This is a genomic window from Dyadobacter sp. 32, from assembly GCF_902506755.1.
Taxonomy (GTDB): domain Bacteria; phylum Bacteroidota; class Bacteroidia; order Cytophagales; family Spirosomataceae; genus Dyadobacter.
The window spans coordinates 1,839,494-1,863,450 of record NZ_LR735258.1 but is presented as its reverse complement, the minus strand read 5'-3'; the positions used below and the strand labels follow the sequence as shown (position 1 = coordinate 1,863,450).

Annotated in this window: 20 protein-coding genes; 4 read left to right on the top strand and 16 right to left on the bottom strand. The window is 44.6% G+C overall.

Going from position 1 to position 23,957, the window contains the following annotated elements:
* Positions 1 to 124 precede the first annotated feature (124 nt).
* Both DYADSP32_RS07490 and DYADSP32_RS07485 read right to left on the bottom strand, forming a co-directional pair.
* Positions 125 to 3,619, bottom strand: coding sequence for a PAS domain-containing protein (locus DYADSP32_RS07490; protein WP_149243311.1), 3,495 nt, complete (start codon positions 3,617 to 3,619; stop codon positions 125 to 127).
* Positions 3,620 to 4,463: 844 nt separating this feature from the next.
* Entirely contained in the window at positions 4,464 to 6,311 is a 1,848-nt protein-coding gene (locus DYADSP32_RS07485; protein ID WP_149243312.1) for a YfbK domain-containing protein, read from the bottom strand.
* Positions 6,312 to 6,452: 141 nt separating this feature from the next.
* Between DYADSP32_RS07485 and DYADSP32_RS07480 the strand changes: the two genes are divergently transcribed.
* Together DYADSP32_RS07480 and DYADSP32_RS07475 are read left to right on the top strand one after the other, a co-directional pair.
* Complete coding sequence (locus DYADSP32_RS07480; protein ID WP_414617599.1) at positions 6,453 to 7,037, top strand: RNA polymerase sigma factor; 585 nt, start codon at positions 6,453 to 6,455, stop codon at positions 7,035 to 7,037.
* A 49-nt stretch (positions 7,038 to 7,086) separates the two neighbouring features.
* Positions 7,087 to 8,268: a hypothetical protein gene (locus DYADSP32_RS07475; protein WP_149243313.1), complete on the top strand. Its 1,182-nt coding sequence runs from the start codon at positions 7,087 to 7,089 to the stop codon at positions 8,266 to 8,268.
* A gap of 89 nt (positions 8,269 to 8,357) precedes the next feature.
* Here DYADSP32_RS07475 and DYADSP32_RS07470 read toward each other — a convergent pair whose 3' ends face one another.
* The 9 genes from DYADSP32_RS07470 to apaG form a co-directional block, all read right to left on the bottom strand.
* Positions 8,358 to 8,729: an Hpt domain-containing protein gene (locus DYADSP32_RS07470; protein WP_149243314.1), complete on the bottom strand. Its 372-nt coding sequence runs from the start codon at positions 8,727 to 8,729 to the stop codon at positions 8,358 to 8,360.
* Positions 8,730 to 8,786: 57 nt separating this feature from the next.
* Positions 8,787 to 9,821: an MlaD family protein gene (locus DYADSP32_RS07465; protein ID WP_149243315.1), complete on the bottom strand. Its 1,035-nt coding sequence runs from the start codon at positions 9,819 to 9,821 to the stop codon at positions 8,787 to 8,789.
* 3 nt (positions 9,822 to 9,824) lie between these two features.
* Positions 9,825 to 10,589, bottom strand: a complete 765-nt coding sequence (locus tag DYADSP32_RS07460; protein ID WP_149243316.1) for an ATP-binding cassette domain-containing protein — start codon at positions 10,587 to 10,589, stop codon at positions 9,825 to 9,827.
* A 3-nt stretch (positions 10,590 to 10,592) separates the two neighbouring features.
* Entirely contained in the window at positions 10,593 to 11,381 is a 789-nt protein-coding gene (locus DYADSP32_RS07455; protein ID WP_149243317.1) for an ABC transporter permease, read from the bottom strand.
* Positions 11,382 to 11,433: 52 nt separating this feature from the next.
* Entirely contained in the window at positions 11,434 to 12,177 is a 744-nt protein-coding gene (locus DYADSP32_RS07450; RefSeq protein WP_149243318.1) for an EcsC family protein, read from the bottom strand.
* 612 nt (positions 12,178 to 12,789) lie between these two features.
* Positions 12,790 to 13,935 carry a hypothetical protein gene (locus tag DYADSP32_RS07445; RefSeq protein WP_149243319.1) on the bottom strand — a complete coding sequence of 382 codons (1,146 nt, stop codon included), beginning with the start codon at positions 13,933 to 13,935 and terminating at the stop codon, positions 12,790 to 12,792.
* Positions 13,932 to 14,900 (bottom strand): DUF2157 domain-containing protein, encoded by a 969-nt coding sequence (locus tag DYADSP32_RS07440; protein WP_149243320.1) that lies wholly within the window; start codon positions 14,898 to 14,900, stop codon positions 13,932 to 13,934. Before DYADSP32_RS07440 ends, DYADSP32_RS07445 begins: the two co-directional genes overlap by 4 nt.
* A 103-nt stretch (positions 14,901 to 15,003) precedes the next feature.
* The gene (locus DYADSP32_RS07435; RefSeq protein ID WP_149243321.1) at positions 15,004 to 15,780 is read right to left on the bottom strand and encodes a class I SAM-dependent methyltransferase; all 777 of its coding nucleotides are present in this window, start codon (positions 15,778 to 15,780) and stop codon (positions 15,004 to 15,006) included.
* A 60-nt stretch (positions 15,781 to 15,840) separates the two neighbouring features.
* Positions 15,841 to 16,227, bottom strand: coding sequence for a Co2+/Mg2+ efflux protein ApaG (gene apaG / locus DYADSP32_RS07430; protein ID WP_149243322.1), 387 nt, complete (start codon positions 16,225 to 16,227; stop codon positions 15,841 to 15,843).
* 289 nt (positions 16,228 to 16,516) lie between these two features.
* Here apaG and ung point away from each other — a divergent pair, with 289 nt between their 5' ends.
* Complete coding sequence (ung, locus tag DYADSP32_RS07425; protein ID WP_149243323.1) at positions 16,517 to 17,182, top strand: uracil-DNA glycosylase; 666 nt, start codon at positions 16,517 to 16,519, stop codon at positions 17,180 to 17,182.
* 67 nt (positions 17,183 to 17,249) lie between these two features.
* Here ung and DYADSP32_RS07420 read toward each other — a convergent pair whose 3' ends face one another.
* Entirely contained in the window at positions 17,250 to 17,594 is a 345-nt protein-coding gene (locus DYADSP32_RS07420; RefSeq protein WP_149244933.1) for a Dabb family protein, read from the bottom strand.
* Positions 17,595 to 18,148: 554 nt separating this feature from the next.
* Here DYADSP32_RS07420 and DYADSP32_RS07415 point away from each other — a divergent pair.
* The gene (locus DYADSP32_RS07415; RefSeq protein ID WP_414617598.1) at positions 18,149 to 19,012 is read left to right on the top strand and encodes a zinc dependent phospholipase C family protein; all 864 of its coding nucleotides are present in this window, start codon (positions 18,149 to 18,151) and stop codon (positions 19,010 to 19,012) included.
* A 99-nt stretch (positions 19,013 to 19,111) separates the two neighbouring features.
* Here DYADSP32_RS07415 and DYADSP32_RS07410 read toward each other — a convergent pair whose 3' ends face one another.
* The 4 genes from DYADSP32_RS07410 to DYADSP32_RS07395 form a co-directional block, all read right to left on the bottom strand.
* A complete protein-coding gene (locus DYADSP32_RS07410) occupies positions 19,112 to 20,020 on the bottom strand; it encodes a sugar phosphate isomerase/epimerase family protein (RefSeq protein WP_149243324.1) in 909 nt (302 codons plus the stop codon).
* Positions 20,021 to 20,071: 51 nt separating this feature from the next.
* Complete coding sequence (locus DYADSP32_RS07405) at positions 20,072 to 20,917, bottom strand: sugar phosphate isomerase/epimerase family protein (RefSeq protein WP_149243325.1); 846 nt, start codon at positions 20,915 to 20,917, stop codon at positions 20,072 to 20,074.
* 70 nt (positions 20,918 to 20,987) lie between these two features.
* A complete protein-coding gene (locus tag DYADSP32_RS07400) occupies positions 20,988 to 21,539 on the bottom strand; it encodes a DinB family protein (protein WP_149243326.1) in 552 nt (183 codons plus the stop codon).
* Between the two features lie 146 nt (positions 21,540 to 21,685).
* Positions 21,686 to 23,485, bottom strand: a complete 1,800-nt coding sequence (locus tag DYADSP32_RS07395; protein WP_149243327.1) for a DEAD/DEAH box helicase — start codon at positions 23,483 to 23,485, stop codon at positions 21,686 to 21,688.
* Between the last annotated feature and the right edge of the window lie 472 nt (positions 23,486 to 23,957).

The following is a 23,957-nucleotide window of genomic DNA, read 5'->3' as shown; positions in this document are numbered from 1 at the left end:
TGGACGGGATCATTCCACTTATCCAGAAATTGTGTAAACTTCACCAGGCGGATAAGTCTGGAGTTTATGCTCCTTGTTTTGTTCGTGCTCCTCAGTTTCGTGCAGCCTAATCAGACACCCAAGATTAGCCTGCAGATCGTGACTCTCTGGCCTTTTCGGATATTTCCCTAATGATCCCGTCCAGCTCATTCGCCGACGAAAGGATGTAATCCAGAAATTGTTTGTGTTCCAGTTCTGAGTTGTGATAGTTTTTGATCAGGTCCACAGCAGCCATCAGACGTGCAAGGGGCGCCCTCACAACGTGAGATTGCATAAATGCAATGTTTTTGAGCTTTTCATTTTGTTGCTCAATGGCCCTGGTATACCGCCTGCTTTCAGAAATATCCCGCCCAATTGAAACCCAATGCGTAATATGCCCCTTTTCGTCTTCGACAGGGTTTACCGAAAGACTGATCCAGACCTGAGTGCCATTTTTCTTTTTCAAGCTCGTCTCCATCTGCACTGCCAAACCATTTTTAATTGTCTGAATCCATTTTTCTTCCTCGGTACCTCCGGGATCAAGGCCGGTGAACAGCAAGAGATTTTCACCAACCACGTCGGATAATTCGTAGCCTGTAATCCGGGCAAATGCCTCGTTGGTGTACAGAATGCTCAGCGAAGTCTTAATCATCGGATCCGCCTGGGCGATAATGACCAGATCGTGGGCGTGGGTAATAACAGACTCAAGAAGCTTTAAATGATGCTCCTCCTGTTTTTGTTTGGTCACATCCCTTAGCACTCCAATCATCCTAACGATCTCACCCCCAGCGTTTCTGAGGATGTATCCGTTTTCCTGAACATAGGCATAAACACCATTTTTTTTTCTGAATTGATAGGATGATTGCCATCGGTCTTTCCCGATATCATTTACGGTTTTGCTGAGACTTTCGAGTACTATCTCACGATCGGAAGGGTGGATACGGTTTTTCCAGCTTTCCAGTGTATGATTCTTTTTTTCATTGTTTTCAAGTCCAAACAAACGAGTAAATCCTTCTCCCCACCTGATGTGGCCTGTTTCGCTGTTCCAGTCAAAAATGGCGTCTTCTGTGGCTTTACTGACATATTTGTAGCGTTCATTACTTCTCTTCAGTGCATTTTCCGCCTTTTTCTTTGCGGTAATATCCAGGCCAATACATTGTACTTCATAAGGCTCTCCGTTGATATTGGTTAGGCATATAAAATGCCAGAAAGTGGATTGCACGCCACCAGACGGGGATATTTTATCCAACTCTACCTGGAAAACCTGATTGGGATTTTGAACACTCTTCATGAAAGTTTCTTCCACCCGGTGTTGATGGGCGGGAATGATAGTCGCCATAGGGCTGTTGCCATACAACTCTTTGCCGCCAAAAATCCACTCGAAATCTTCCCGATATTTGTTGTTGTAATAAGTGTAATTCCCGTCGAGGTCTATACGTATCACATAATTGGTTTGCGCGTTTAAAATATTCCTCAGCCGGGATTCGCTGGCCATAAGCAGCTCCTGGTTTTTTTTGCTTTCGGTAATATCCAGACACGCTCCCAGCATTTTCACAGGATTTCCATTTTCATCGGATTGCAAACGGCCCCAGGATTTCAGATGGCGAATTTCTCCGTCCGGCCGTACAATTCGTTCCTCAAAAACAATATCCCTTTTGTCGCGGAGTACCTGTAAAATACCTTCCTTTACCCGCTCCCGGTCATTGGGATGCAGCAATTCCTGGTATCCCTCAAAGGTTGCCTTAAAGCTGTTTTTGTCCAACCCATAGATATCATAAAGGACTTCGGACCATTTCACAAGGTTGTTAGAAATATCCCACTGCCAGTTGCCAAACCCCGCAAGCTCCTGCCCCTGTTGCATCAAAAGGGTGGTTTCTTCCAGCAGAATTGATTTATGCCTGTTTTCCAGTATTACTTTTAAAATTGACGAAGTTCTCTCAATTACCATTAATTCACTTTCGAGCGGAGACCTCACTTTATTATAGTAAAAGCCCAGCGTAGCCAGCACGAACCCTTCCGAATTGATAATCGGTTGGGACCAACAGGCTCTGAGGTTATATTCTAGCGCCAATGCGGCATGATCCATCCACCTTTTATCATTTGCAATATCGGTTACGATAACCCGCTCCTTTAGGTATGCAGCTGTACCGCAGGAGCCTGCCATTGGACCGATAGGAAGATTGTAAAGCGCCTGTAGATAAACGGGAGAGATGGAAGGCGCGACCGCCAGGTCCAGGCAGTTTTCCTTTATTTTGTGCATGGAGCATTGCATGGCGGGAAAAATCGTTTCAATTCCCCTCAGATACATGCTCACTACTTCATTTAAAGATGTATCGTTGGTAGCGCTCTGCTTCAGAACTGCTCTTTCGAGTACATTCAGTTCTTCGATGATTTTGGTTTCGGTAATGTCCACCATCAGCCCACGAAGACAAGCCGGCTGGCCGTCTTCGATGATCACAGACACGATGTCTTTGATCCAGATGATACTGCCGTCTGCTTTGATCATTCTGTAATCGAAGATATGATCTTTGAGAAGACTAACCTGCCTCTCACAGTAGCTTACCGCTTTTTCAAGATCATCAGGATGAATGTGACTTTCCCAGAAATGCCGCTCCCCCAGCCATTCTTCCGGGGTATAACCCAAAATACTCTTAACGTTATCACTCACAAAAGAAAATTCAAATTCACTTGCAGTGGCCTCCCACACAATCCCATTAACGGATTCGATTAGTGACTGAAGCTTATTGCGGGATTCGGTGAGCAGATATTCAGTAGTCTTTTTTTCCGTAATGTCCTGCACTGCGCCATATATTCTGCTGCAGCGTCCGTTGTGGTACTCTGCTTGTCCTGTAATTCGAATCCAGCGTTCGTTTCCCTGAGCCGTAGTAATTCGGATTTCGGTATCAAACAATTGACCGCTTTCGATGGCCTCCTGAACCAGGTCAATAAATGTATCGTAATCGGATTCCACTTTGAAAAAAATACGGAAATTATCAAAGGGAGGGTCAAAATCGTCGCCCACTTCAAAAATTTTCCGGGTCATATCCGACCACACAATTGTCTTATCGCTCAGGCTTGTCTCCCAGCTTCCGATCCTGGCCACACGTTGCGTCTCTTCCAGCAACCGCGTATCCCTGCCGGCAGCTATGTTGTTTTCTGATAGTTCGTTTCTTTTAATCTCCGTAACATCGGTTAGAGGGAAAAACAGCTTGCTGACACATCCTGCCGAATCCAAAAGGGGCACCACGGTCGCCTGCAAATACACATAATCCGCCGTGACCTCATTGTCATTCCATTTTTTGTTATATTTCAGAAGGGGCAACTTCATCGGTAGACCTTCTAAAATCGCCTTCTCAATCCATTGCTTACACTCATTTTTGTCAACGCCCGTTCTTTCCGATAACACCTCACAAATACCTTTGCCTGTCAGTTCATTTTCTTTGCACCCAGCCAGGGATTCCATGGCACCGTTCACATCGGTGATAGTAAACAAGGGCGGGTCGGAGGCAAGCACGATACATGGGGTAGGCATTATTTTGAATACTTCAGGATGAAGTGCCAGGTAACCCCACCAAGTGGCAGACAAAATACCATTGTCCATATTTCTAAAGCTTTATTAGCGTTTTAAAACGATCAGCAAAGACGCAATCTGACACCCATAAAATATTAAAGCTGATGAGGCACACATGTTAACCGGGGTTTGGGTTTACGCTACGTGAATGATATAAGTGAATATACATAAAATTCGATAGAGATAGAACTTTAAATCGTGGTAATTCCGGCGCTTGGGAAAATTTATTTACAGTCTAAATAGCTGTAAGCATAGCATTGAAAATGAATAGTAAGGAGGAGGGGGGGCAGAAGTACATCGCGGAATGTATTTCCTTGATGCTATTGCTGGCACCTATAAAAACGCACTGACCGACTTAACGTGTCATAAAATTATTGGTGGAGGATAAGAGCCGACTTTCAAAGTCGTTTAAAATAAAATACGACCTCCATGACAGGGATGCATCACCGGAAGCAGAATATTCAGCTTACCTGATAGCAACAGTTAATAGCAAAGCCAGTTTTGTGGTTGAATTGCGATCAATCTCACTGCAATTGGCCATCGTTTCAAGTAAGTAGCAGCTTTTAGTCAATATGATTTACACCCGGCGACGGACTAGCCAGGGTTTTGTTGAAAGCTCCGGCAATTAGCAAAACGCCTACGCCAGACTAAGATTCACATTCGGCGGAACGCAAATAACAGTACCATCCACAAGCTACACACAAACCAGCCAATAACCTGTGAAACTGGATGATTTGCATCGAATGCTTGATAGAACGAACACGATGATCTATTTTTTTTCAAAATAAATGTCGTGACCGCCCGATATTACAGGCACTTCATCGAGCTACCTGCTGTATCGGGCAGTTTTCCTAAGAGCGAGCCACAATCCGTCTCAACGCAACATTCGATCACTACTCGCCGTGTCATTCCTGCTATCCAGGGCTTGAGTAAGCTTCACCAGGCGGACAAATTCGGATCTGTAACCTTCTTCGTCTTTTCCGAATGCGGTTTTTGCACGTTTAATTGCTTCGTTATACTGGGCATTTCCTTTGTACTCGGACTGGCGGAGCAGGAGGCCAAATTCAGCAACTGAGGCAGCAAAACGAAAATTGTCGGAGGTCGAAGCCAAGGGCTGACTTACATTTTTAACCGGGAAATCGAGCAATACACTTTTTTCGCTGTCCGGTTTTTTAAATCTGACTTTTAGAGTCAATAGCTCATGTGAATCTACCAGGGCATCGGTTTTTTGATATTTCAAAGCATCGGTTTTTTGCAGGTACGGGCTTGTAACACCAGTGGGTACAATTTCGTAGATGGCCGTTACCGAGTGTCCTGATCCCATATCGCCTGCGTCTTTTTTATCCTCGTGAAATTCTTCATTTTTCATTGCCCGGTTTTCGTACCCGATCAACCTGTAGGCTTGTACGTGCACCGGATTGAATTCAATTTGCAGTTTTACATCCTTGGCCAGGGTGAATAATGTTCCGCCAAATTCATGTATGAAGACTTTCTGCGCTTCCTGAATGTTGTCAATATAGGCATAGTTTCCATTTCCTTTGTCGGCCAGTGTTTCTATGTGACTGTCTTTGTAGTTGCTCATCCCAAAGCCAAGAATGCTCAGGAAAACACCACCTTTGCGTTTTTCTTCAACCAAACGCTGTAATTCTCCTTCACTGGAAGCACCCACATTGAAGTCGCCATCCGTAGCTAGAATGATTCGGTTATTACCTTTGGGCATAAAGTTGTCCTGCGCCAGCTTATACGCCAGATTGATTCCCTCGCCGCCAGCCGTAGATCCTCCCGACTGAAGTGCGTCAAGTGCTTCTTTGATTTTAATCTTGTTGTTTCCGGATGTAGGGCTCAATACAACCCCGGCTGCTCCGGCATACACCACTATGGAAATTTTGTCTTGTGGACGAATCTGGTCTACCAGTAGCTTGAAAGCTTGCTTTAATAACGGAAGCTTGTTCTGATCGGACATGGATCCCGAGACGTCTATCAGGAAAACCAGGTTGGATGCCGGAAGGTTATCTGTGGAAATTTTCCTGGCCTGCAGCCCGATGTGTACCAGCTTCAACCCTGCATTCCAGGGCGATTCTGATATTTCGGTAGTGACAGAAAAGGGATCGGTTCCCTTTGGCTGCGGATAATCATAATCGAAATAATTAATCATCTCTTCAATGCGGACAGCATCAACAGGTGGCATTTGCCCGCTATTCAGGAAACGACGTACGTTGCTGTAAGCTGCACGATCTACGTCGATGGAGAACGTGGTTACCGGAGTGGAAGATGCAGTTTGAAAACCATTTTCGTTGATCGGATTGTAATTTTCAGTATTTCCTGTCGTCCCACTGATGTAGGGCATTGATGGCTGAGCAGATATGTACATATTCTCGGTCCTGCTGGATTGCTGACCGAAACCTACTAAAACCGTCTCCGAAAGAGCGTGGAAATCGGCATGCATGCGGACGTTTACAATTGAATCTGAGGATATTTTGACCTCGGTATTCTTGAATCCAACATAACTGAAACGAAGAAATCTTCCGGACTTTGGAATGGCGAGGGCATATTTTCCATGGGCATCGGTGGTAGTACCTGTGCTTGTCCCCTTTATGGTGACCAGTACGCCTGGCAGGGGTTGCGCATGGGTGTCGGTAACGGTTCCGGTGATGGTTCGGAAGTTAGATGTGTCGAAGCCACTGAGAAGTAGAACAAGGCAAACTAAGAGTTTTGCTTTCATGAGTATATTTCGTTTAATTCATTAGGCAGATGCATCCTTGAACCCGATTCCATAAAATATTGCGATAATTTTTATGGAATTTAAAAAAAGAGGCATCTAATGACTGTAAAGCAATAGGGTGGTCTTTTTTCAGAGATTAAATTGAGGTTTTTAAAAATTTTCAAACGGGATCGGGACGAAAATCTGACAGATGCAGATTATTTGCTGTCGTACAGACAGACTGGAGATTTGCGGGTGCTGGGCAAGCTGTACCAGCCTTATATGGAAATGGTGTTCTCGATTTGCTTTAAATATCTGAAGGATGAAGATGCGAGTAAAGATGCTGTGATGCAGATTTTTGAAAAACTTGTGGCGGATCTGAGAACGCATCGTGTAGAGAATTTTAAGGGCTGGCTGCACCGCGTCGCGGTGAATTATTGTTTGATGCAAGTGAGGGTAAGGCGTGTATTCGTTGGCATGGAGGAAGTAGGGGAGGAAGATCATCTTTTTACAGATCATCACGTTCTTGACGAACTTACGCTCAGCAAGGATTTGATTTCTCTTGAAAGATGTATGCAAACCTTGAATGAGGAACAGCGTCGCAGTATTAACCTGTTTTTCAAAGAGGAAAAATGTTATCGTGAAATTTCGGAAGAGACCGGGTTCGATTTTAATAAAGTGAAAAGTTATATCCAGAATGGAAAGCGAAATTTGAAAATCTGTATGGACAAGAATGGGAGCAACTGATTCGCATGTATCAATTTTTATAGATTTTCGTCGCTATAAAAGCGGAGAAATGTCTGATAAAGAGCAAAATCGATTTGAAAAACGATTGCTTGAAGAGCCTCTGCTTGCCGATGCTTATGAGGGTTATGTGGCTATGATTGAAAATAATATCAGTCCTGACATTCCTTTATCTGCACTGAATATTGCATTGCAAAACAGAATAAAAGAGGATAAGAGTCGCATAGTTCCGATTTGGACTTATGTAGCAGCAGCGAGTGTAATTTTATCCCTAAGCTGGCTGGTATACACAAACAAACTGCAGGATGAAAACTCAAATTTGGAACCATTGACAGTTACCCGGCCTGCACCAGCCATTCGGGAGCTTGAATCAGCTGTGCCAGTATCTTCGGTTGATTCAACCATCATTTCACAAAGAATACACGAAGCATCCAGGACCGGGAAAGTAAAGTCGGCCGATTTGGCGATTAAGGAAGATACCGCCAAACGTGTCGCATCGCTTGAGCAGGAGGTAACTATACCTGATGAAAATAGCAATTTACGGCCTGATATAGCACAGACAAGCTCCGGCTTTGGAACGGGTGCAACAAGGAGCAGGTCTACTCATTCTTTGGTATCATCACCATCAGTGTCTGCAAGTAAGTCGACGGAGATAGATAGTGAAATTTTCAAAATGGTAGCTCATGGACGTATCGTAGATGCTGACGGTGTGGCGGTGCCAGGTGCTTACATTTTACGATCACCCGACACCGGCGTCTATACAGATCATAATGGAAATTTCAGTTTGGAGGTCGGCTTATCAGATTCTTTGAAGATCACATACATTGGTTACAAGTCCAACTGGATCAAACCGGATAAAGCCGATCTGGGTACAATAAAGCTGGAAGTAGATCAACAGGCACTTGGAGAGGCTGTAGCAATTGGTTATGGTGCTACCTCCAGCAAGCAAGCCCAAAAACGAGGAAAGTCTGCCAAAGCGATCCCGGTAGGAGGATGGGAAAATTACGATGCCTATCTCAGGCAAAAATCAACCGATTCCCGTACTGGAAGCGTACAGGTGTCCTTCAAAGTGAACAGAGATGGCTCGCTATCAGATTTTTCGGCCAAAGGAGCTCGGGAGCTTCGGGATTCAGCAATTAATCTGATAAAAATAGGGCCTGCATGGATTCCATCTGCAAAAACGCATTCCAATTCACCCGAAAAAGTAACTGTGAGGGTTGTCTTCAGCAATTAGATGCCACGCCTAACACCTTCTTTGGCTGTACACTGCTGACAGGGGCCTTTAAGTGATTCGTACTTTATGCGGTAAATGAGCAACTTCAATTAACTCATTTGTTCCAAACGGGCGGCCTCCTCTTTAATAATGGGTACCAACACCTCCATTTTTTTATTAATTTCGAAATAGAGTGCGGCCTGTTCATCCCTCCCGGCATTGTTGAGGATAAGCTGTTCCAGCTCCTCAATCATCTTTTTTATAGAACCGAGCCCGGTCATGGTGAACGAGGGCTTTAGTCCGTGCACCAGACTGGCGGCCTCTTTCTGATTCTGTGCTTCAATCAGATTTTCCAGAATATACCATCTTGGAAGACAATCCGATAGAAACGCATTGAATATCAAAGAAATAATATTCGCATCATTGCCATACACCCTGTCAATGTATTCCAGATCGAGTGCGGGGTTAATTTTGCTGGGCATTTATTTAGCTTTTAAGTATGAATTTACTAGGGATTACTACAAATCTAGTAAATTATACTACCTAATTGTATCTGCCTTGATTTCTTCTTTTGGAAGTTGCTCCGGGGTTTCCTTGGCTTTTTTTCTAAAATATCTTCTGAACAGGAAATTGGAACGCAGTGCCTGCATGTTCTCATCCAGCTTCTCTGTGCCCATTTCCAGGTTTTTAATTGTTCCTTTCAAATTAGCTGCCGTCTGTTCATCATGAAGCAGTACGCCTATCGGGCTCTTGGTGTTGGAGTTTAAGTTAGCACTGGCGGTCTTTAAATTAGTCACCATTACGTTGGCTGATGCGATCATCGTGTTTGCCGAGACGACAGCATCGTTGAGCCGGGACATCGTTGCACGCATATCGCGCATGATAACGGTATCTGTGGCCAAATCGTTGGCCAGGCCGCCCTTTGTATTCAATTTGGCTGTGTAGGCGGAAAGAGAAGCGGTTAAGTTCTGGGCGTTGGCGGATGCTTTCTTCAGTCCGGCAAGGGTTTGATCTACTTCTGTGTAGAGGCGGTCGTCACTCAGTAGCTTTCCCACGGTACCTTTCCCTTCCAGGATATTTTTACTGATGGTTTTGAATGCGCTGGTAATGCCCAGCAAATTTTTGTTGTTCTCGGAAAGCACACTGATCATCTCCTCTGTGCTTTCAATTTTTTCCACGGCTATCACGTCCCCATCTTCAATAGACGGCACTTTCTGACTTCCGCCGTAAAGTACGATGATTTTGTTCCCAATAAGTCCGTCTGTACTTACTTTGGCTTTGGCATCTTTGCGAATGAATTCCTGTGACTTTTCTTCAATGTTCAGAATTACTTCAACTTTGGAGTTCGTTAGAAATTTCAAGGTCTTTACGGTCCCGATCTTTACACCGGAGTACCAGATATTATTGCCAGGCTTTAAGCCATTGACATCATCAAAAATTGCGGTTGCATGAATTTTGGACGAGAATACTTTTCTCATACTGCCGATGGTAACAATACCGACTACAAAAATGATGACACCGATAATTACAAAAAGACCAACGGTTATTGAGCGTTTTCTGGTTGTTGTTTCCATTATTTACTGGATAAAATTATAATCGTAAAAACTTTTGATTCTTGGTTCCTGGGTATTAAATACATCTTCAAAGGTGCCTTGCTCAAGGAATTGTCCATCCAGCAGCATGGCGATCCGGTCACCGGTTTCACGTGCACAGGTCAGATCGTGCGTAATGATAATGGCGCTGGTGTTGTATTTTTCTTTTACCTCGTTGATCAACTGATTGATTTCGAGACAAGTAATGGGATCCAGCCCGGCGGTGGGCTCGTCATACAGCATAATCTCAGGTTTCAGGATAAGCGTCCGTGCGATACCAATCCGTTTCCTCTGACCACCCGACAGTTCGGAAGGCACCTGATTGATGGTTTGCAGCAGTCCTACGGAATCTAGCACGGATTCGACCTGCTCATTGATTTCCGCGCGGGTAAGATTGGCCACATTCCTCACGAGCGGGAATTCCAGATTCTCCCTCACAGTCATACTGTCGTACAAGGCACTGTTCTGGAAAGAAAAACCGATCTTAAGGCGTATATCCCGAAGGTCTTTTTCGCTAAGTGTGGAAACTTCTTTGCCTAAAATCAGCGCGCTGCCTTTATCCTGGGTAAGAAGACCGACCAGAATCTTTATAAGCACCGATTTCCCGGTTCCTGAACGTCCCAGTACCACTACATTTTCACCTTTGTAGACTTCAAGGTTTACGCCTCGCAGTACATCCAGATCTCCAAAAGATTTGTAAAGATCCTTTATCAAGATGACGGGTTCACCCTCTTGCTTTACTTCGCTCATACGTTAAACTCTAAAATAATTGGATACCTGAACGATAATCACTTCTTCTATAAAAATCAGGAACATGGATATGACCACAGAAGCATTTGCCGCCTTGCCAACGCCCTCTGTGCCTTTACTAGCGTTATAGCCCTGATAGCAACCCACAATGCCGATCGTAAACCCATAGGCAACTGCTTTCGCTACGGATGTCCAGATATCGAGAAAGGTGATCTGTTCAAATGCACTTTCAAAAAATGCGATGAAGCTGGTACCTTCGTTTAATGTAACGTTCAGAAAGGCGCCCAGAAGCGCTACCAGTGTACAGTAAAACATCAGAATAGGAATGGTGATCGTAGAAGCCAGCACTCTGGTGACCACTAAAAATTTAAAAGGGTTAACGGCTGAAACCTCCATGGCATCGATCTGCTCGGTAACCCGCATGGATCCCAGTTCTGCCCCAATGCTGGATCCCACTTTGCCGGCACTGATAAGCGCAGTAACCAGAGCGGCGAGGGCTCTCACAATGGCAATAGAAACCAGCGATGGAAGCCAGGAAGTAGCTCCGAATTCTGCAAGCGAAGGTCGGGACTGTTTGGTAAATACCATACCCGTGATAAATCCGGTCATGCTGATTAACAACAGCGATCGGTATCCGATCGCATAACACTGCTTCACCATTTCCTGGAACTCCATTCTTCCCCGGAAAGCTTCACGGAAGAAACGTAAAAAGAACACGTACCCATTATAAACGGCAAGAAACGCCGAATCTATTTTTTTGGTAAATACTTTATCCTTTGTTTTAGTGCTCATCCAAAGTTAAATGCAAAATGATAATTCGATTAAAGTATTGTTACTATTCTAATTAAATCGGAACCCTAAGCAGTTCAGGGTTTCCTGCCTCTACCTGCCTCATTCGGTAGGCATTCATTGCCGTCTTTCCTAAGTGGTTCAAAAGACGGTAATTCACCACAAGCCCCACGGCAGCACCAATACCTGGTATAAGTTGTGCCATTTTAGCAAGATCTATGTAATCACGGTACTCCTGTTGAAAAGTAAGCCAGTCAAACTGGTGTATATCATCGGGCAGCGATTTACTTTTTTCATCCCATCCGGTGATTTTTTGATAGATGAGCTGACGATTTTTTTGACTTGAATAGGCAAGTTGAAAAACATGCATGATAAATAGTCGTTCCCGATAATCTTCCACAGAATACCCATATATGGAAGCAATGTCAAAAAGTAGCTTCATTTTAATGCCGAGCAGAACGGGGAACTCTGCGATTGCGAGCCAAAAGCCCCCAGCCCCTGTGATACCACCTTCCGCCGCTCCCGCTTTTTTATAGAATTCAATTCGATCCTTAGCCAATTTTTCACGCTGTTCAAACGATAGATCTTCTGCCGGGGAGGAGGTCAGAAACTCAGCACCGAATAAAACAGCCCTTGTCATCTGTTTGATGGTGCTGGTGATTACGTCATGAATTTTATTGGGAATGAGCGTATTGATCTTGTCCTGAACAGCTTTTGATGCGCGATCCACCCGCGAAGGCTTTCTTTGCATTTTGCTTTGCCATTGGGACAACTCGTCCATGATCGTTGATACGTACATCTTTGTGCTCTTCTGGTGGGTAAGTTATGTAATTCTGGCCACTTTTTCTGTCTAGCAAAAATCATTCCATCATAGTTGCAAATCCATTTTGGTTAACGGTAAGCAGGCCACGGACGGTCAGCTGACCATGTGGTTTGGATTCTGTAAGCTACGGTTAATGAATGAATATGCAAAACGGAACTAATAATGGGCTACCATTCCAATACACAATCCAAGTCATTTAGGTCCAATTCTGTCTCGAGTTTGGAGGCATTTGCCAAATGTGGCTGACAGAGCGGACCGTCTGATACTCGGTAAGATGAGTCACTCAGGCCACTGAATGAGGCGCACCTGGTTTGCCACCGTTACTAGCTGAACGTAACAGATGTACGGAGTTGGGCAGATGGGAAAATTCACGTTTTTTTGCTGAGATGGAAATCCCATTTTGGTGTTTTGGCCAGGGGTATTGGCCTGCCGGATCTCCCCTGAAAGTCTGGTTTCAAGTGAATCGGATTGTGACGGTTGCGCCAAGTCATTTTTTGCAAATTGAAAAGTCTGAAGAGCGCATGCCTGATTGCTCGCAGCTCTTTGCAGTCCGCCGCGCGGCAGCTCCATTAACTTGTTGGTAAAACCCTAATAATTATTTCCGGCTCCACCACCGCCAAAGTCGCCATCACCGAACTCCATTCCCTTTTCTACTGGTGTCTGCCCTAAGTGCTGCGCAGCAATGAGCGCTTCCAGATTGGCAAGTTTTCGGTCACCCTCTTTCTCGTCGGTGATCCCTTTTTTGGGTGTTTTTAAATAATTGATGGCAGTTGCTGCAAACAAAATCATCAGTACGCCCAGGACAGAAACGCCTTGTTCAATAGGTAGCTGTGAAAAATAGTATTTGTAGGTGTAAATGGAAAACGCAAACGTTAAAAGCCCCATGATGAGCAATGTTCGGTCTTTTATTCTCAGTCCAAAAACGATATATGAAAGAGGAATTATTACAGTGAAAAAATAGAATATGGGTGCGAAAGCTATTTGAGGAGCTGTTGCACCGCTCAGATCGTTCAAGAAGGCATTTCCTTCCCTCACAACATAATAATTGCCCCCGATGTAAAACCCGGCCAGGCAGGCCACGGTGATCGCGACCTGGCAATTTGCATAATAATCACTAACCGCTTTCCTGTTTATAAAAAACACAACCGCTGAAAAAAGCATGACGCCGAATGGGAGTAATGCTGCTCCCAGGGCGAATTTCATCATCAGGTTTGTCAGGAGCAAAAGCAAAATGGCAAAGCAGGCTACCGCAGCAAGCATATCAGCGTACCGCAGAAAGGCCGGGATAAGAAATACCAGAGCAAAGCAACAGGAAAACCAAACGGGCGGTTCGTTGACAAGAATAAAAAATGGGATCATGGTGGCCACGAACGCTGCATACAAAAGCGCATTATCCACCCCGGAGTGAAATAATTTTCGATCCCTGATCAGGAACTCAAGCATGGCAATGAAACCGATGGCCGAGCAGATGGATATTACACTTAATCCACCGTCACCGTCAGCACCTGCAAGGATGAAAAGGGATAGAAAACCGCTAAAAAAACTACAGGCGATTGTTCCAAAAATGAACAAACCGATTTTTACGAAAACACCGGGTCTGTAAAAATTCTCCGGGTACATGTTCCTGATTGATACCAGTTGATCAGAAGTAATCAGTTTTTTTCGCAACCACGACTCTGCTATCTGATGTATGCCGATATTTCGAACCCATTCCGTGTTGTAGGCTTTTTTCATTTTGTCGATCCCAATATTTTTTTGACATTCAGCAGAAATAAAATCACACCGATACTCGTCAGCATAAAATAAGGGATTCCGAGTAAGGAAAGTGTTTCGTCGGGCAGGATCTTAAAAGCAGCATACGATACAGCAATGTACCCATAAATGACACCCATCAACAGAAAAACAAGCGCATGCTTTTGACGGGAATAATAGATAAAAAACGTGCTCAACGCTGCCACACTTACAAAATAGAAAATCTTCCAGCGCTCGTTAAAAAGTCCTACCATAGAGGCTATCGCAGATAGATTCCCGCCCAGAAAGAAATAAGTGAAGGAGAAATGACCTTTGAAATCTTTTCTGAAGGTGATCCATCCGACAGCAATCAGAGCCACTCCGAGCACAATCGCCGTCATCACGATCCGGGAATCGGCAAAGTCATTACCCGAGAGCAGGGATAAGGGCGCTATGGTAAGACCCAGCCATGACGCCAGGCCCGTGATGGCCATGGAGAGCACACCACGGTGGTCAAAGACGTAGGCGCAAAAGAAAAATACAACAGTAGGGACAAAAACCGCCAGACCATATTTGGTTCCAAACACATGATACTGAAACTGTAAATAACCCTCCAGGATAAGAAAGGATGTGCATCCAAGCAGTAGTGCATAGTCGTTTAGCTTATTGAGACTTTCAATCTCGTTCCAGCTGAAGGCCTGGCGTGTACGAAATGCATAAGCAAAGCAACCCGCTGTGAGTAAAGCGATCAGTCCAATGATCACCTGATGCCCTATGGTGTCGATATTCTGATAAATGATTACACCCAAGCCGGAAGTAAACAGTAGCATACCGAGATAGAGTACGGATCGTAACTCCCAGTGAACCGAAAAAGGCTTCTTTGATTCGTAGATTTCTATAAGTGAAGCTTGTTCAGCGGGGAGGATCCCTTTGTCTCGAAGATCCGCCAGAATTGTTTCAACTTTCATAAGGTTGTAGATGGTAGGGATGGGTAAAGGTAATAAAGGCGCGATGAACAAGCCTTCATAGTTACCAAACGGTAGCCACTAGTTTGCTAACTGATCCCGTGGGCTAAAATCGCAAAGTGAAATCTTCCTTCACCTGCTCCTGACGAAAAAAAACAATACCTATCCAGAACAGATCGATTGTTAACGATACCCGTGGATGAGACTTAATGTGCTCCCAGGCCTGAGTCATTCCCGGTGACCAATAGATATCGTCAAAGATAAATATGGAGTCATTATTCGCGTAGGGGAGGCAGGCTTCAAAATAGCTGACCGTTGGCTCATATCGATGATTTGCATCCACATAGAGTAAATCGATTCCGTTGGGCAGGTCTTTCAGTGTCGCTACAAGGGTTTCATCAATATTTCCCAGCACAACCTCTATGTTCGCCGCGTTTTGATCCCTGAAATTTCGTTCCGCTATTTTGGCCGTTTCGGGGCAGCCTTCGAACGAGATGACGCGTGCATCGGGTTTTGCTTTGGCGAGATAAAGGGTAGTCAGGCCAAGTGATGTTCCCAGCTCTACGACTGTCTCCGGTTGGAAGCGCCGGATTAATCTATGAAACAGCCGACCGAATTTGGCTGGTTTTTCGGCATTTTTGGCAATCGTCCTGATTTTCCGGCGGTTTGAACGATTCACCCTTGATCCGGCACCTAAATCAAGAATTTCAATTTCGGTATTGGATGAAAGAAGCCCCTTACGCAGGATCTTTAATGATTGGTAGTCGGGATGGTTGTCATTTTTTACCCGGATGACATTGTTGTATAGCTCAAACAGAAAGGGGGAATGTATGGCATGTGCATTGCCCGACCTTAATAAATACTTTAAATATGCTGCAATCAAATCTGGTGCGAATTAGGGTGGGGGCTTCGGGTAATCAACCGGATCGTGGCTACCCGGAGACTAGTTGAGCTTGTAGGGGACGACGAGCGTAAATGCAGGAATGACCACCCGGAATTGCCGGCCATCCAGGATGCGTTCCATGAGATAAGTGCCCGCCATTTTTCCGAGGTCAGTCCGCAGATTGCAGCCTGACACATAATTGTGCACATCGCCAGGTTCAAGTATCGGCTGCAGACCTACAATACCCTCACCTTCCACCTCCCTCACGGTGCCGTGGGCATCGTAGATCAGCCAATGTCGGCGAAGTAATTTCACGGTGTACTCACTGTGATTCTCAATCAGGATCTTGTAAGTGAAAACATAGTGATCTTGCCGGGGATTGGAATAATCTGGCTGATATTCTGTTAAAACGGTGACTTTAACACCATCCGTTACTTTTGATACCATGGTTTCATAGTTTTAGGGTAGGGTAACTGCCAACATCAAAAACGCTTACATTGTCACTACCTTATTCTTAACGAAAATAAAGACCATTTACTGACATATCCAAATCAAAAATCATTTTCTTTGAACAAGATAAATGATTATAACACTTTGATTCGGATTCTCAAGTATGGTTTTTATGTTGCTGAAATTACAGTGACGCCTGAATGAGCGTGTATTTGAGAAAGTAAAAAAGGTGAACCTGTTTATCCAACTTGCATTAAAATAAAAAAAATACGCCTTACTGTAAACTATGAATGTAAAAATTGAGGAGTCCTGGAAAGGAAAATTAGGACCGGAATTTGATAAACCCTATTTCGAATCGTTGATTTCATTTGTGCGGGATGAGTATAAAACAAAGACTGTTTATCCACCCGGTGCTCAGATTTTCAATGCGTTCAATCATTGTACATTTGATGATTGTAAGGTTGTAATATTAGGTCAGGACCCCTATCATGGACCGGGGCAGGCGAATGGTTTGTGCTTTTCTGTGAATGATGGCATTCGGATGCCACCATCACTGATCAATATTTTTAAAGAAATTCGCGAAGATCTGGGTAAAGACTTTCCTGCATCCGGAAATCTGGAAAGGTGGGCAGATCAGGGTGTTCTTCTTTTGAATGCTACGTTGACTGTTCAGGGGGCTGCTGCCGGATCTCATCAAAATAAAGGATGGGAAATATTTACAGATGCGGTTATACAGTGCTTGTCCGATGAAAAGGAGAATCTGGTATTTATGCTGTGGGGGCGTTATGCACAGGAAAAAGGAAGGATCATTGATGGGACCAAGCATCACATTCTGAGGGCGAAACATCCCTCACCCATGTCGGCTAACGGGGGAGGGTGGTTTGGTACCCGCCATTTCAGTCAGGCAAACGCTTATTTATCTTCGAAGGGACTTGCAGAAATCAATTGGTAGAAAATAAAAAAAGAGTCGGGAAGCCCGGCTCTTTTTAAAAATTTTCACTCCTATTACTATTTGTTAATTACTTTTCAATGTGGGAGTTCATTTCCAGAACATTTGCCCACTTTGCTTCATTATTCTTTACGAATTCCTCCCGGTCTGCGTTTAGAGCATACTGCTGTGCACTTTCATTGGTGCGAAAAGTCAGATAATGTACTACATCAAACTGATCAGCCGTTCCTTCGGTTTTTTGAACGTGTCCGGCTGAATAAGCAACCAACTCCTTCACGTTGTTTTTCATACTTGCGAAATCGCGTAAGTGCTTTTCAATCATTTCTGCAGAAGTACCTGGTTTGAACTTAATACATACCACACGCTGAATTTCGGCTTGCTTGTGAGGAACATACGCTCCATAAATTACAAGCATAAATACACACAGAAAAAATACAGGGATTAAATATCCTATTGTTTTATTTTTTGGTCTCATTTTGATTCTTCTTTAATGATCTTATCGTTTAATGAAACAAATGTAAAACATAAATTCAACATTGTACTATTTGCATAATAAATATAACTAATTCTGATTATTTGGTCAAAATCGAAACAAAGAATAGGTCTTTAGCTAAATGGCGGAATTATATATTGGGGTATTTGGCTGTTAATTTTTGTTGCAACCCATGTTGAGCGGTTTAAAAACAGTGACGATGATGGACAAAAGGATCAACACCCGGATTATGCGATGAATTTTGGCTGTTTTTGTTACTTTTTTTCGGATTTTAGGTATAAATGGTTCAAGATGAACATACAGGTATTCCCGAATTAAATATGGAATCACGAACCCTGAGTAAGAAAAAAAAAGTAATTAAAAGCAATTTATTTTTAGCAAAATCGCTCTGTGGGGCCCTTTTAGCCGTGATTTTATCGTGTACTTGCGGTTTCCGGACTTCATGGGGTTTCTGGGCTCATAAGCGGATCAATCGTTTGGCCGTATATAGGTTACCTGCCGAGATGCAGCATTTTTACAAACGGCATATCGATTATCTGACAGAAAATGCGGTGAATCCGGATCAGCGGAGATATGCGGTAGTTGGCGAAGCTGAGCGCCACTTTATTGATCTGGATGTTTACGGCGACAGTGCATTGAAAGTTTTACCGAAATTCTGGCTAGCTGCCGTTGAAAAAATAGGAGAGGATAGTCTACGGAAACATGGAATCGTTCCCTGGCATTTGCAGACGGCATCCTATCAATTGACAGAAGCGTTTAAGGCAAAGGATGCCAGGAGGATACTTCGGATATCGGCAGATCTGGGTCATTACGTCGCCGATGCACATGTGCCTTTACACACTACCCGTAATTATAACGGACAGCTTTCCGGGCAGGATGGAATTCACGGTTTTTGGGAGTCTCGCCTGCCTGAATTATTTGCCTCAGATTATGACCTCTGGATCGGGTCCGTCGCCTACATCGATGATGTTACAAAAAAAGCCTGGGAAATTGTTTCCGCCTCACATGCGGCAAGCGATTCGGTTTTTCGGTTTGAAAAGGAACTCACTGCTGCCTTTGATCAGGATAAGAAGTACACCTACGAATTAAGGAACAATATTCTTACCAGATCCTATTCAAAAGATTTTTCGGAGCGATATCATCGCATGCTGGCAGGGCAGGTAGAAAGAAGGATGAAAGCGTCTGTCCAGGCAGTGGGCGACTTTTGGTACACTTGCTGGATCAACGCCGGGCAGCCGGACCTGAGGGATATGCAGGGTTTTTCCTTCGATCAAAAAGAAGAAGCCACCGAACGACAAAGTTGGTTCAGGCGGCTTTTCAATGTGCGAAGCGAGGAATAGTAATTGTGAGAAGTGAAATGTGAGAAGTAAAATGTGAGAAGTAAAATGTAAAATGGGCATCTCTCATCTCACTTCTCACATTTTACATTTTACATTTCACTACCCTTTAAACACCAGTTTCTTCATGTATTCCGCGTCGTTTTCGATGCATTTCATCACAGGCTCGGGATAGGCTTCTTGCTCCACAATGAAATGAGCTATACCGCTATCCGATGCCAGTTTCAATAATGACGGATAATCCACAATGCCTTTACCCAAATCGGTAGACTCTACCTTAGGCTCACGTACAAAATCCTTTACATGGCAAAGTTCGTAGCGCCCGGCATATTTCTTAAGGTGAGCGGCGGTGTCGTATTTCGGTACTTCAATCCACATCAGATCCAGTTCAAAAACCACCAGCGACTTGTCTGTATTATCCAGTAAAATCTCCTGCGGTATTTGTCCTTCCATTTCCTTGAAGGAATAATCGTGATTGTGATAGCCAAATTTTACTCCGGCTTTATTACAAATCTCCCCTCGCTTGTTGAATTCATCAGCCCTTTTTTTCCACTCGTCCAATGATTTTTGCGGGCCGATGTAGGGTTGCAAAATGTACGAAAGGCCGGCTTCTGCCGCTTCTGCGGCTGTTTTTTCAAGATTTTTAGTCGTATCAGCATGCGAACTTACGATGGTCATTCCCAGTTCATCCATGTAAGTTTTAAATTCTTTTGGAGTCATACCCCAAAAAATCCCCTGATCGCCCTGGTAACTTTCTATTTTTTTATAACCAAATCCTGCGATCTGTTTCAGTATTCCTTTGGGGTCTGCACCGATCACATCACGCGCGCTGTACAATTGGAGACCGAAATCCGGTATGGATGGTGTTGCGGAAGCAGCGTCTGTTACTGATGTTGTATCAGCACTTCCTGACTTATCTCCCGAAGTACCACAGGCGGAAAGAGACCATACAAGTGAACCAGCGGCGGCGGCACTCGCAGATTTGATGAAAAGGCGGCGGTTGTAACTCATATTTTTTTTGATAAGTGTAAAACAGATTTGATTATGAACTGATCTTGTACGCTACTTTATTCTCTGGTAAGCGCTGCGAAAGTATTTAACGCTTTCCGCAACTTCCGGGCCATTGTTCTCCCAGTGATATTCATATTCTACGGAAATCGGACCTTTGAATTTTTGCCGCTTCATCTCTGCAATAACGCCATCTACCTTGCTATCCCCTTTTCCCCATACCACGTCATGGTATTTGCCTTCGGGAGTATCCTTTACCACATCTTTGAAGTGCATGCCCATCACGTGTCCTTCCAGTTGCTTCAGGCAGGCAACCGGGTCCAGGCCCGATCTTACCCAGTGGCCTATGTCCGAGCAGGAACCAATGAATTTACTTTTTGCCGCATATTTGAGCACCGTGTCGGGGCTCCAGTAGCGGGATGGTTTTGGGTGATTGTGCAGCGCCACGTTGATCTTATATTTTTCGGCAAGTGGAATAATGTAGGCAAACTGTTCCGGTTTCGGCTCTGTATCAATATTCAGAATACCCATATCCTTTGCAAATTCAAAAAGTGTGATCCACTCGGCTTCGTCAGCTCCGTTGACAACACCAAAAGCGGTCATGGTCACCCCGCTTTTTTTAAGGAGATTTTTTACTTCCTGCCTTTTCGCTGCATCCATTTTGAAGTCCATTTTGCCCTCAATACCTCCGCCAATAGTTTGTCCCGGGAAAGCCTCGACATATTTGAGGCCGCAGCTGTCAATTTTTTTCAATGCTTCGGCAAAGGTGAAAAGTCGAAAGGTGTATGACTGAGACCCAAGCTTCCAGCCGGCCTTGTCTTCTGGATTTTTTTGACCAATGGCTGTTAGACTGCCTGTAAGCAATAGAGAGCAAAGTAAAATGGATTTGAGAAGTTGCATAGATATTTTGAGAAATTTAGGACAAATAGTAAAAGTAATGATTAGTGCGATATACTACACTGCCAGGCCTTCATAATTGCTGGCGCCGTGATGGAGCATTCCCAGGACGGTTGTCACATACGATAGCTGAGGTTACCAGGAGTTGCCCCAGATGTCGTTGCGTATGTTCGGCAGCATGAAACAGCAATCCAAGCTGTGTAGAAGGGATCTGGGCCCGTCCAACCATACAGATCTGTGTTAAGGTGTTTTCATTGGTGTTTCTTAATTGTGCAAGTGCCACCTCAATCTGCTCGTTGAATGCATGAAGCAAAACCTTAAACGTGCATTCGGGAAAGGGAGGAATACCTTCTTGTCTCAGGTAATTGAGCTGGATTTCGGTTAACGATTCATTTCTGGCATAGGTGAATAACCGGTCGAGTACGCCTTTGAGGTGCTGCATGTGAAAGCCCACCGACGCTAAACCGGCAGGTTTGGTCCAAAGAAGGTCCGTTGGAAAGGGTTTGTCCAGGGCATTGATTTCCTCCTGCGCCTGAAGAAGTGCATGTGCCACAGGCTGAAGCAGCTCGGGAATACCGGGAACGGGTCCACGAAGCCATACTTCCAGTTTGTCTTTTTTATCCATGGCGGAAAGTTAGGTTTTTTTTTGAGATGTGAGATGTGAGCCGGGCGGCCGGGGCCGTGTGAGATGTGAAATGTGTATTATTCTGGAATGCAAAAAAACCGGAAGCTTTCGCCTCCGGTTTTTTGTAATCTATTGGTTTTGGCTAATTACTTAGCGATATCGATTTGAACGGGTTTGCCTTTGATGGTATTGCCATCCATGGCACGGAGTACGGCACGTGCGTCACGTTCGGGCACGTCTACAAATGTGAATTTGTCATAAATATCAATAGCACCGATGGTTTTTCCGGGGATGTTAGCTTCTCCGGCGATGGCTCCAACGATATCTTTGGGAAGTATATGGTCTTTACGGCCAAGGCTGAGGAACAGACGTGTCATACCGGCCTCAGGTGTAGCTGAGCGTTTTGACTCATCCCTTCCGCCTTCACTTCTGCGGGATTCCGTACGGGGAGCAAACCGATCGCTGCTTGGTGCACTGCGACGATCACCAAAACGATCACCTTCGCGACGGTCGCCAAACCTTCCGCCTGGGCGTTCACCACCACGGCGGTCATCACCGCGACGTTCCGGGCGGTCGCCTCCACGCCTTTCTTCCCATGCCAGGTTGCTATCCGAGTATTCGTTTTTCTGAACACCCATGATTTGCTTGGCCATGGCGCCTACAATCTGCTCGGTGGAGAATCCGCTATGAATCAGCATATCTAAAACATCCTGGTACAGATCCGCATCACTGCTTCCATTGATGGTCGCGGCAATACTATCTACAAACCGCGCTTTACGAACGCCAACGATATCTTCAAAAGAGGGAATAACCCCTTTCTCGATTTTAACTTTGGTATAGCTCTCAATGGTTTTTAGTCTGAATTTTTCATCACGGGCAACCAGAGAGAAGGCTTTACCCGACATTCCTGCACGGCCTGTACGGCCAATACGGTGTACGTAATATTCTTCATCCAAGGGAATGTCATAATTGATTACGGCATCAAGTCCGCTTACATCAATCCCTCTTGCCGCTACGTCTGTCGCCACCAGGATCGTAGTCACACCCGCCTTGAATTTACTCATGACATTGCTACGCTGTTGCTGACGCAGATCGCCATGTATACCTTCGGAGGCGTATCCACGAAGCTGAAGATCTTCAACGATCTCATCCACTTTACGTTTGGTGTTACAAAAAACCAATAGGGATTTGAGGTGATACATGTCGATCAGACGCGTCATTACTTCCACTTTGGCCTGAGGTTTTACCTCAAAACAAACCTGCTCGATATTGACGTTGGTTAGCTCATTGCGAACCACTTTGATCAGAATCGGGTCATTCAGGAAACGTTTTGTGATCGACATGATCGGTTTTGACATGGTAGCCGAGAAAAGGATCGTCTGGCGATCTTCAGGCATTTCCGCCAGAATGCTTTCGATGTCCTCGCGGAAACCCATATCGAGCATTTCATCTGCTTCATCAAGTACCATCATACGTACCTGATCAAACTTCAGCGTGCGACGTTCCATGTGATCCATTACACGGCCCGGTGTTCCCACAACGATATGGACACCTCTTTTCAGAGAACGAATCTGGCGGTCGATGGAGTCTCCACCGTAAATGGCTTCGATACGAAGTCCCTTCTGGTATTTGGCCAAGCGGCCTATTTCTTCGGAAACCTGTACAGCCAGTTCTCTGGTAGGGCAAAGTACAAGGGCCTGAACGGCATTGTTTGTTACGTCTATTCTTTCTAATACAGGTATACCAAAAGCGGCGGTTTTTCCGGTTCCGGTCTGTGCCTGACCAATCACGTCAGATCCTTGCATCACGGCAGGGATGCCCTGAGCCTGAATCGGAGAGGGTTTTTCAAAACCCATTTCGGTCAGGGCTTTCAGGATAGTTTCTGAAATGCCAAGATCAGAAAAGGTTGCAAATGTTTCGGTTGCTTCAATTGTTTCAGTAGTCATTCTATTCTTTTTGTTATTAAATTCTTTGTAAACACAGTTAAGTTTCGATTCGTAGGTATTTGAGAGTCATTATTTCGCAATAGCAAATTGCTGATAATCACTGGCAAGGCTAAAAACCTGCGCAAAATGTTGCTCAAACCATTCAGTGTGGATACTGTCCGAACCGTGTCGACGAAGCACGACGATATCTTAACTGCCAGTTTATCTCTTTAAAAGGGGATTGCGCTAAGCCCACCACCAACCATCCGTGGGGCTCTGCATGACGAAACGGGAAAAACCAACCGGACGATGTTAAAGGCTGGGGACGAAATGTTCGTCGGTACCGTGATTGAAGCAGAGAAGCGAACGGATGTTCGTTCTAAAAATTTATGCAAAAGTATCAATTATATTCAAATATACAACGTGGTACATGAAAATAATTGTAATATTTCCAGAGGTGTATCCATAACACCGCTGAATATCAGGCTGAAAT

What these genes read in the sequence shown, in the direction of transcription:
- DYADSP32_RS07410 (WP_149243324.1), bottom strand. Translation starts at nt 20,020, where the DNA reads ATGAGTTACAACCGCCGCCTTTTCATCAAATCTGCGAGTGCCGCCGCC.
- DYADSP32_RS07460 (WP_149243316.1), bottom strand. Translation starts at nt 10,589, where the DNA reads ATGAGCGAAGTAAAGCAAGAGGGTGAACCCGTCATCTTGATAAAGGAT.
- DYADSP32_RS07485 (WP_149243312.1), bottom strand. Translation starts at nt 6,311, where the DNA reads ATGAAAGCAAAACTCTTAGTTTGCCTTGTTCTACTTCTCAGTGGCTTC.
- DYADSP32_RS07405 (WP_149243325.1), bottom strand. Translation starts at nt 20,917, where the DNA reads ATGCAACTTCTCAAATCCATTTTACTTTGCTCTCTATTGCTTACAGGC.
- DYADSP32_RS07465 (WP_149243315.1), bottom strand. Translation starts at nt 9,821, where the DNA reads ATGGAAACAACAACCAGAAAACGCTCAATAACCGTTGGTCTTTTTGTA.
- DYADSP32_RS07400 (WP_149243326.1), bottom strand. Translation starts at nt 21,539, where the DNA reads ATGGATAAAAAAGACAAACTGGAAGTATGGCTTCGTGGACCCGTTCCC.
- DYADSP32_RS07440 (WP_149243320.1), bottom strand. Translation starts at nt 14,900, where the DNA reads ATGAAAGTTGAAACAATTCTGGCGGATCTTCGAGACAAAGGGATCCTC.
- DYADSP32_RS07475 (WP_149243313.1), top strand. Translation starts at nt 7,087, where the DNA reads ATGTCTGATAAAGAGCAAAATCGATTTGAAAAACGATTGCTTGAAGAG.
- apaG (WP_149243322.1), bottom strand. Translation starts at nt 16,227, where the DNA reads ATGGTATCAAAAGTAACGGATGGTGTTAAAGTCACCGTTTTAACAGAA.
- DYADSP32_RS07420 (WP_149244933.1), bottom strand. Translation starts at nt 17,594, where the DNA reads ATGCTTGTAATTTATGGAGCGTATGTTCCTCACAAGCAAGCCGAAATT.
- DYADSP32_RS07445 (WP_149243319.1), bottom strand. Translation starts at nt 13,935, where the DNA reads ATGAAAAAAGCCTACAACACGGAATGGGTTCGAAATATCGGCATACAT.
- DYADSP32_RS07455 (WP_149243317.1), bottom strand. Translation starts at nt 11,381, where the DNA reads ATGAGCACTAAAACAAAGGATAAAGTATTTACCAAAAAAATAGATTCG.
- DYADSP32_RS07490 (WP_149243311.1), bottom strand. Translation starts at nt 3,619, where the DNA reads ATGGACAATGGTATTTTGTCTGCCACTTGGTGGGGTTACCTGGCACTT.
- ung (WP_149243323.1), top strand. Translation starts at nt 16,517, where the DNA reads ATGAATGTAAAAATTGAGGAGTCCTGGAAAGGAAAATTAGGACCGGAA.
- DYADSP32_RS07395 (WP_149243327.1), bottom strand. Translation starts at nt 23,485, where the DNA reads ATGACTACTGAAACAATTGAAGCAACCGAAACATTTGCAACCTTTTCT.
- DYADSP32_RS07470 (WP_149243314.1), bottom strand. Translation starts at nt 8,729, where the DNA reads ATGCCCAGCAAAATTAACCCCGCACTCGATCTGGAATACATTGACAGG.
- DYADSP32_RS07450 (WP_149243318.1), bottom strand. Translation starts at nt 12,177, where the DNA reads ATGTACGTATCAACGATCATGGACGAGTTGTCCCAATGGCAAAGCAAA.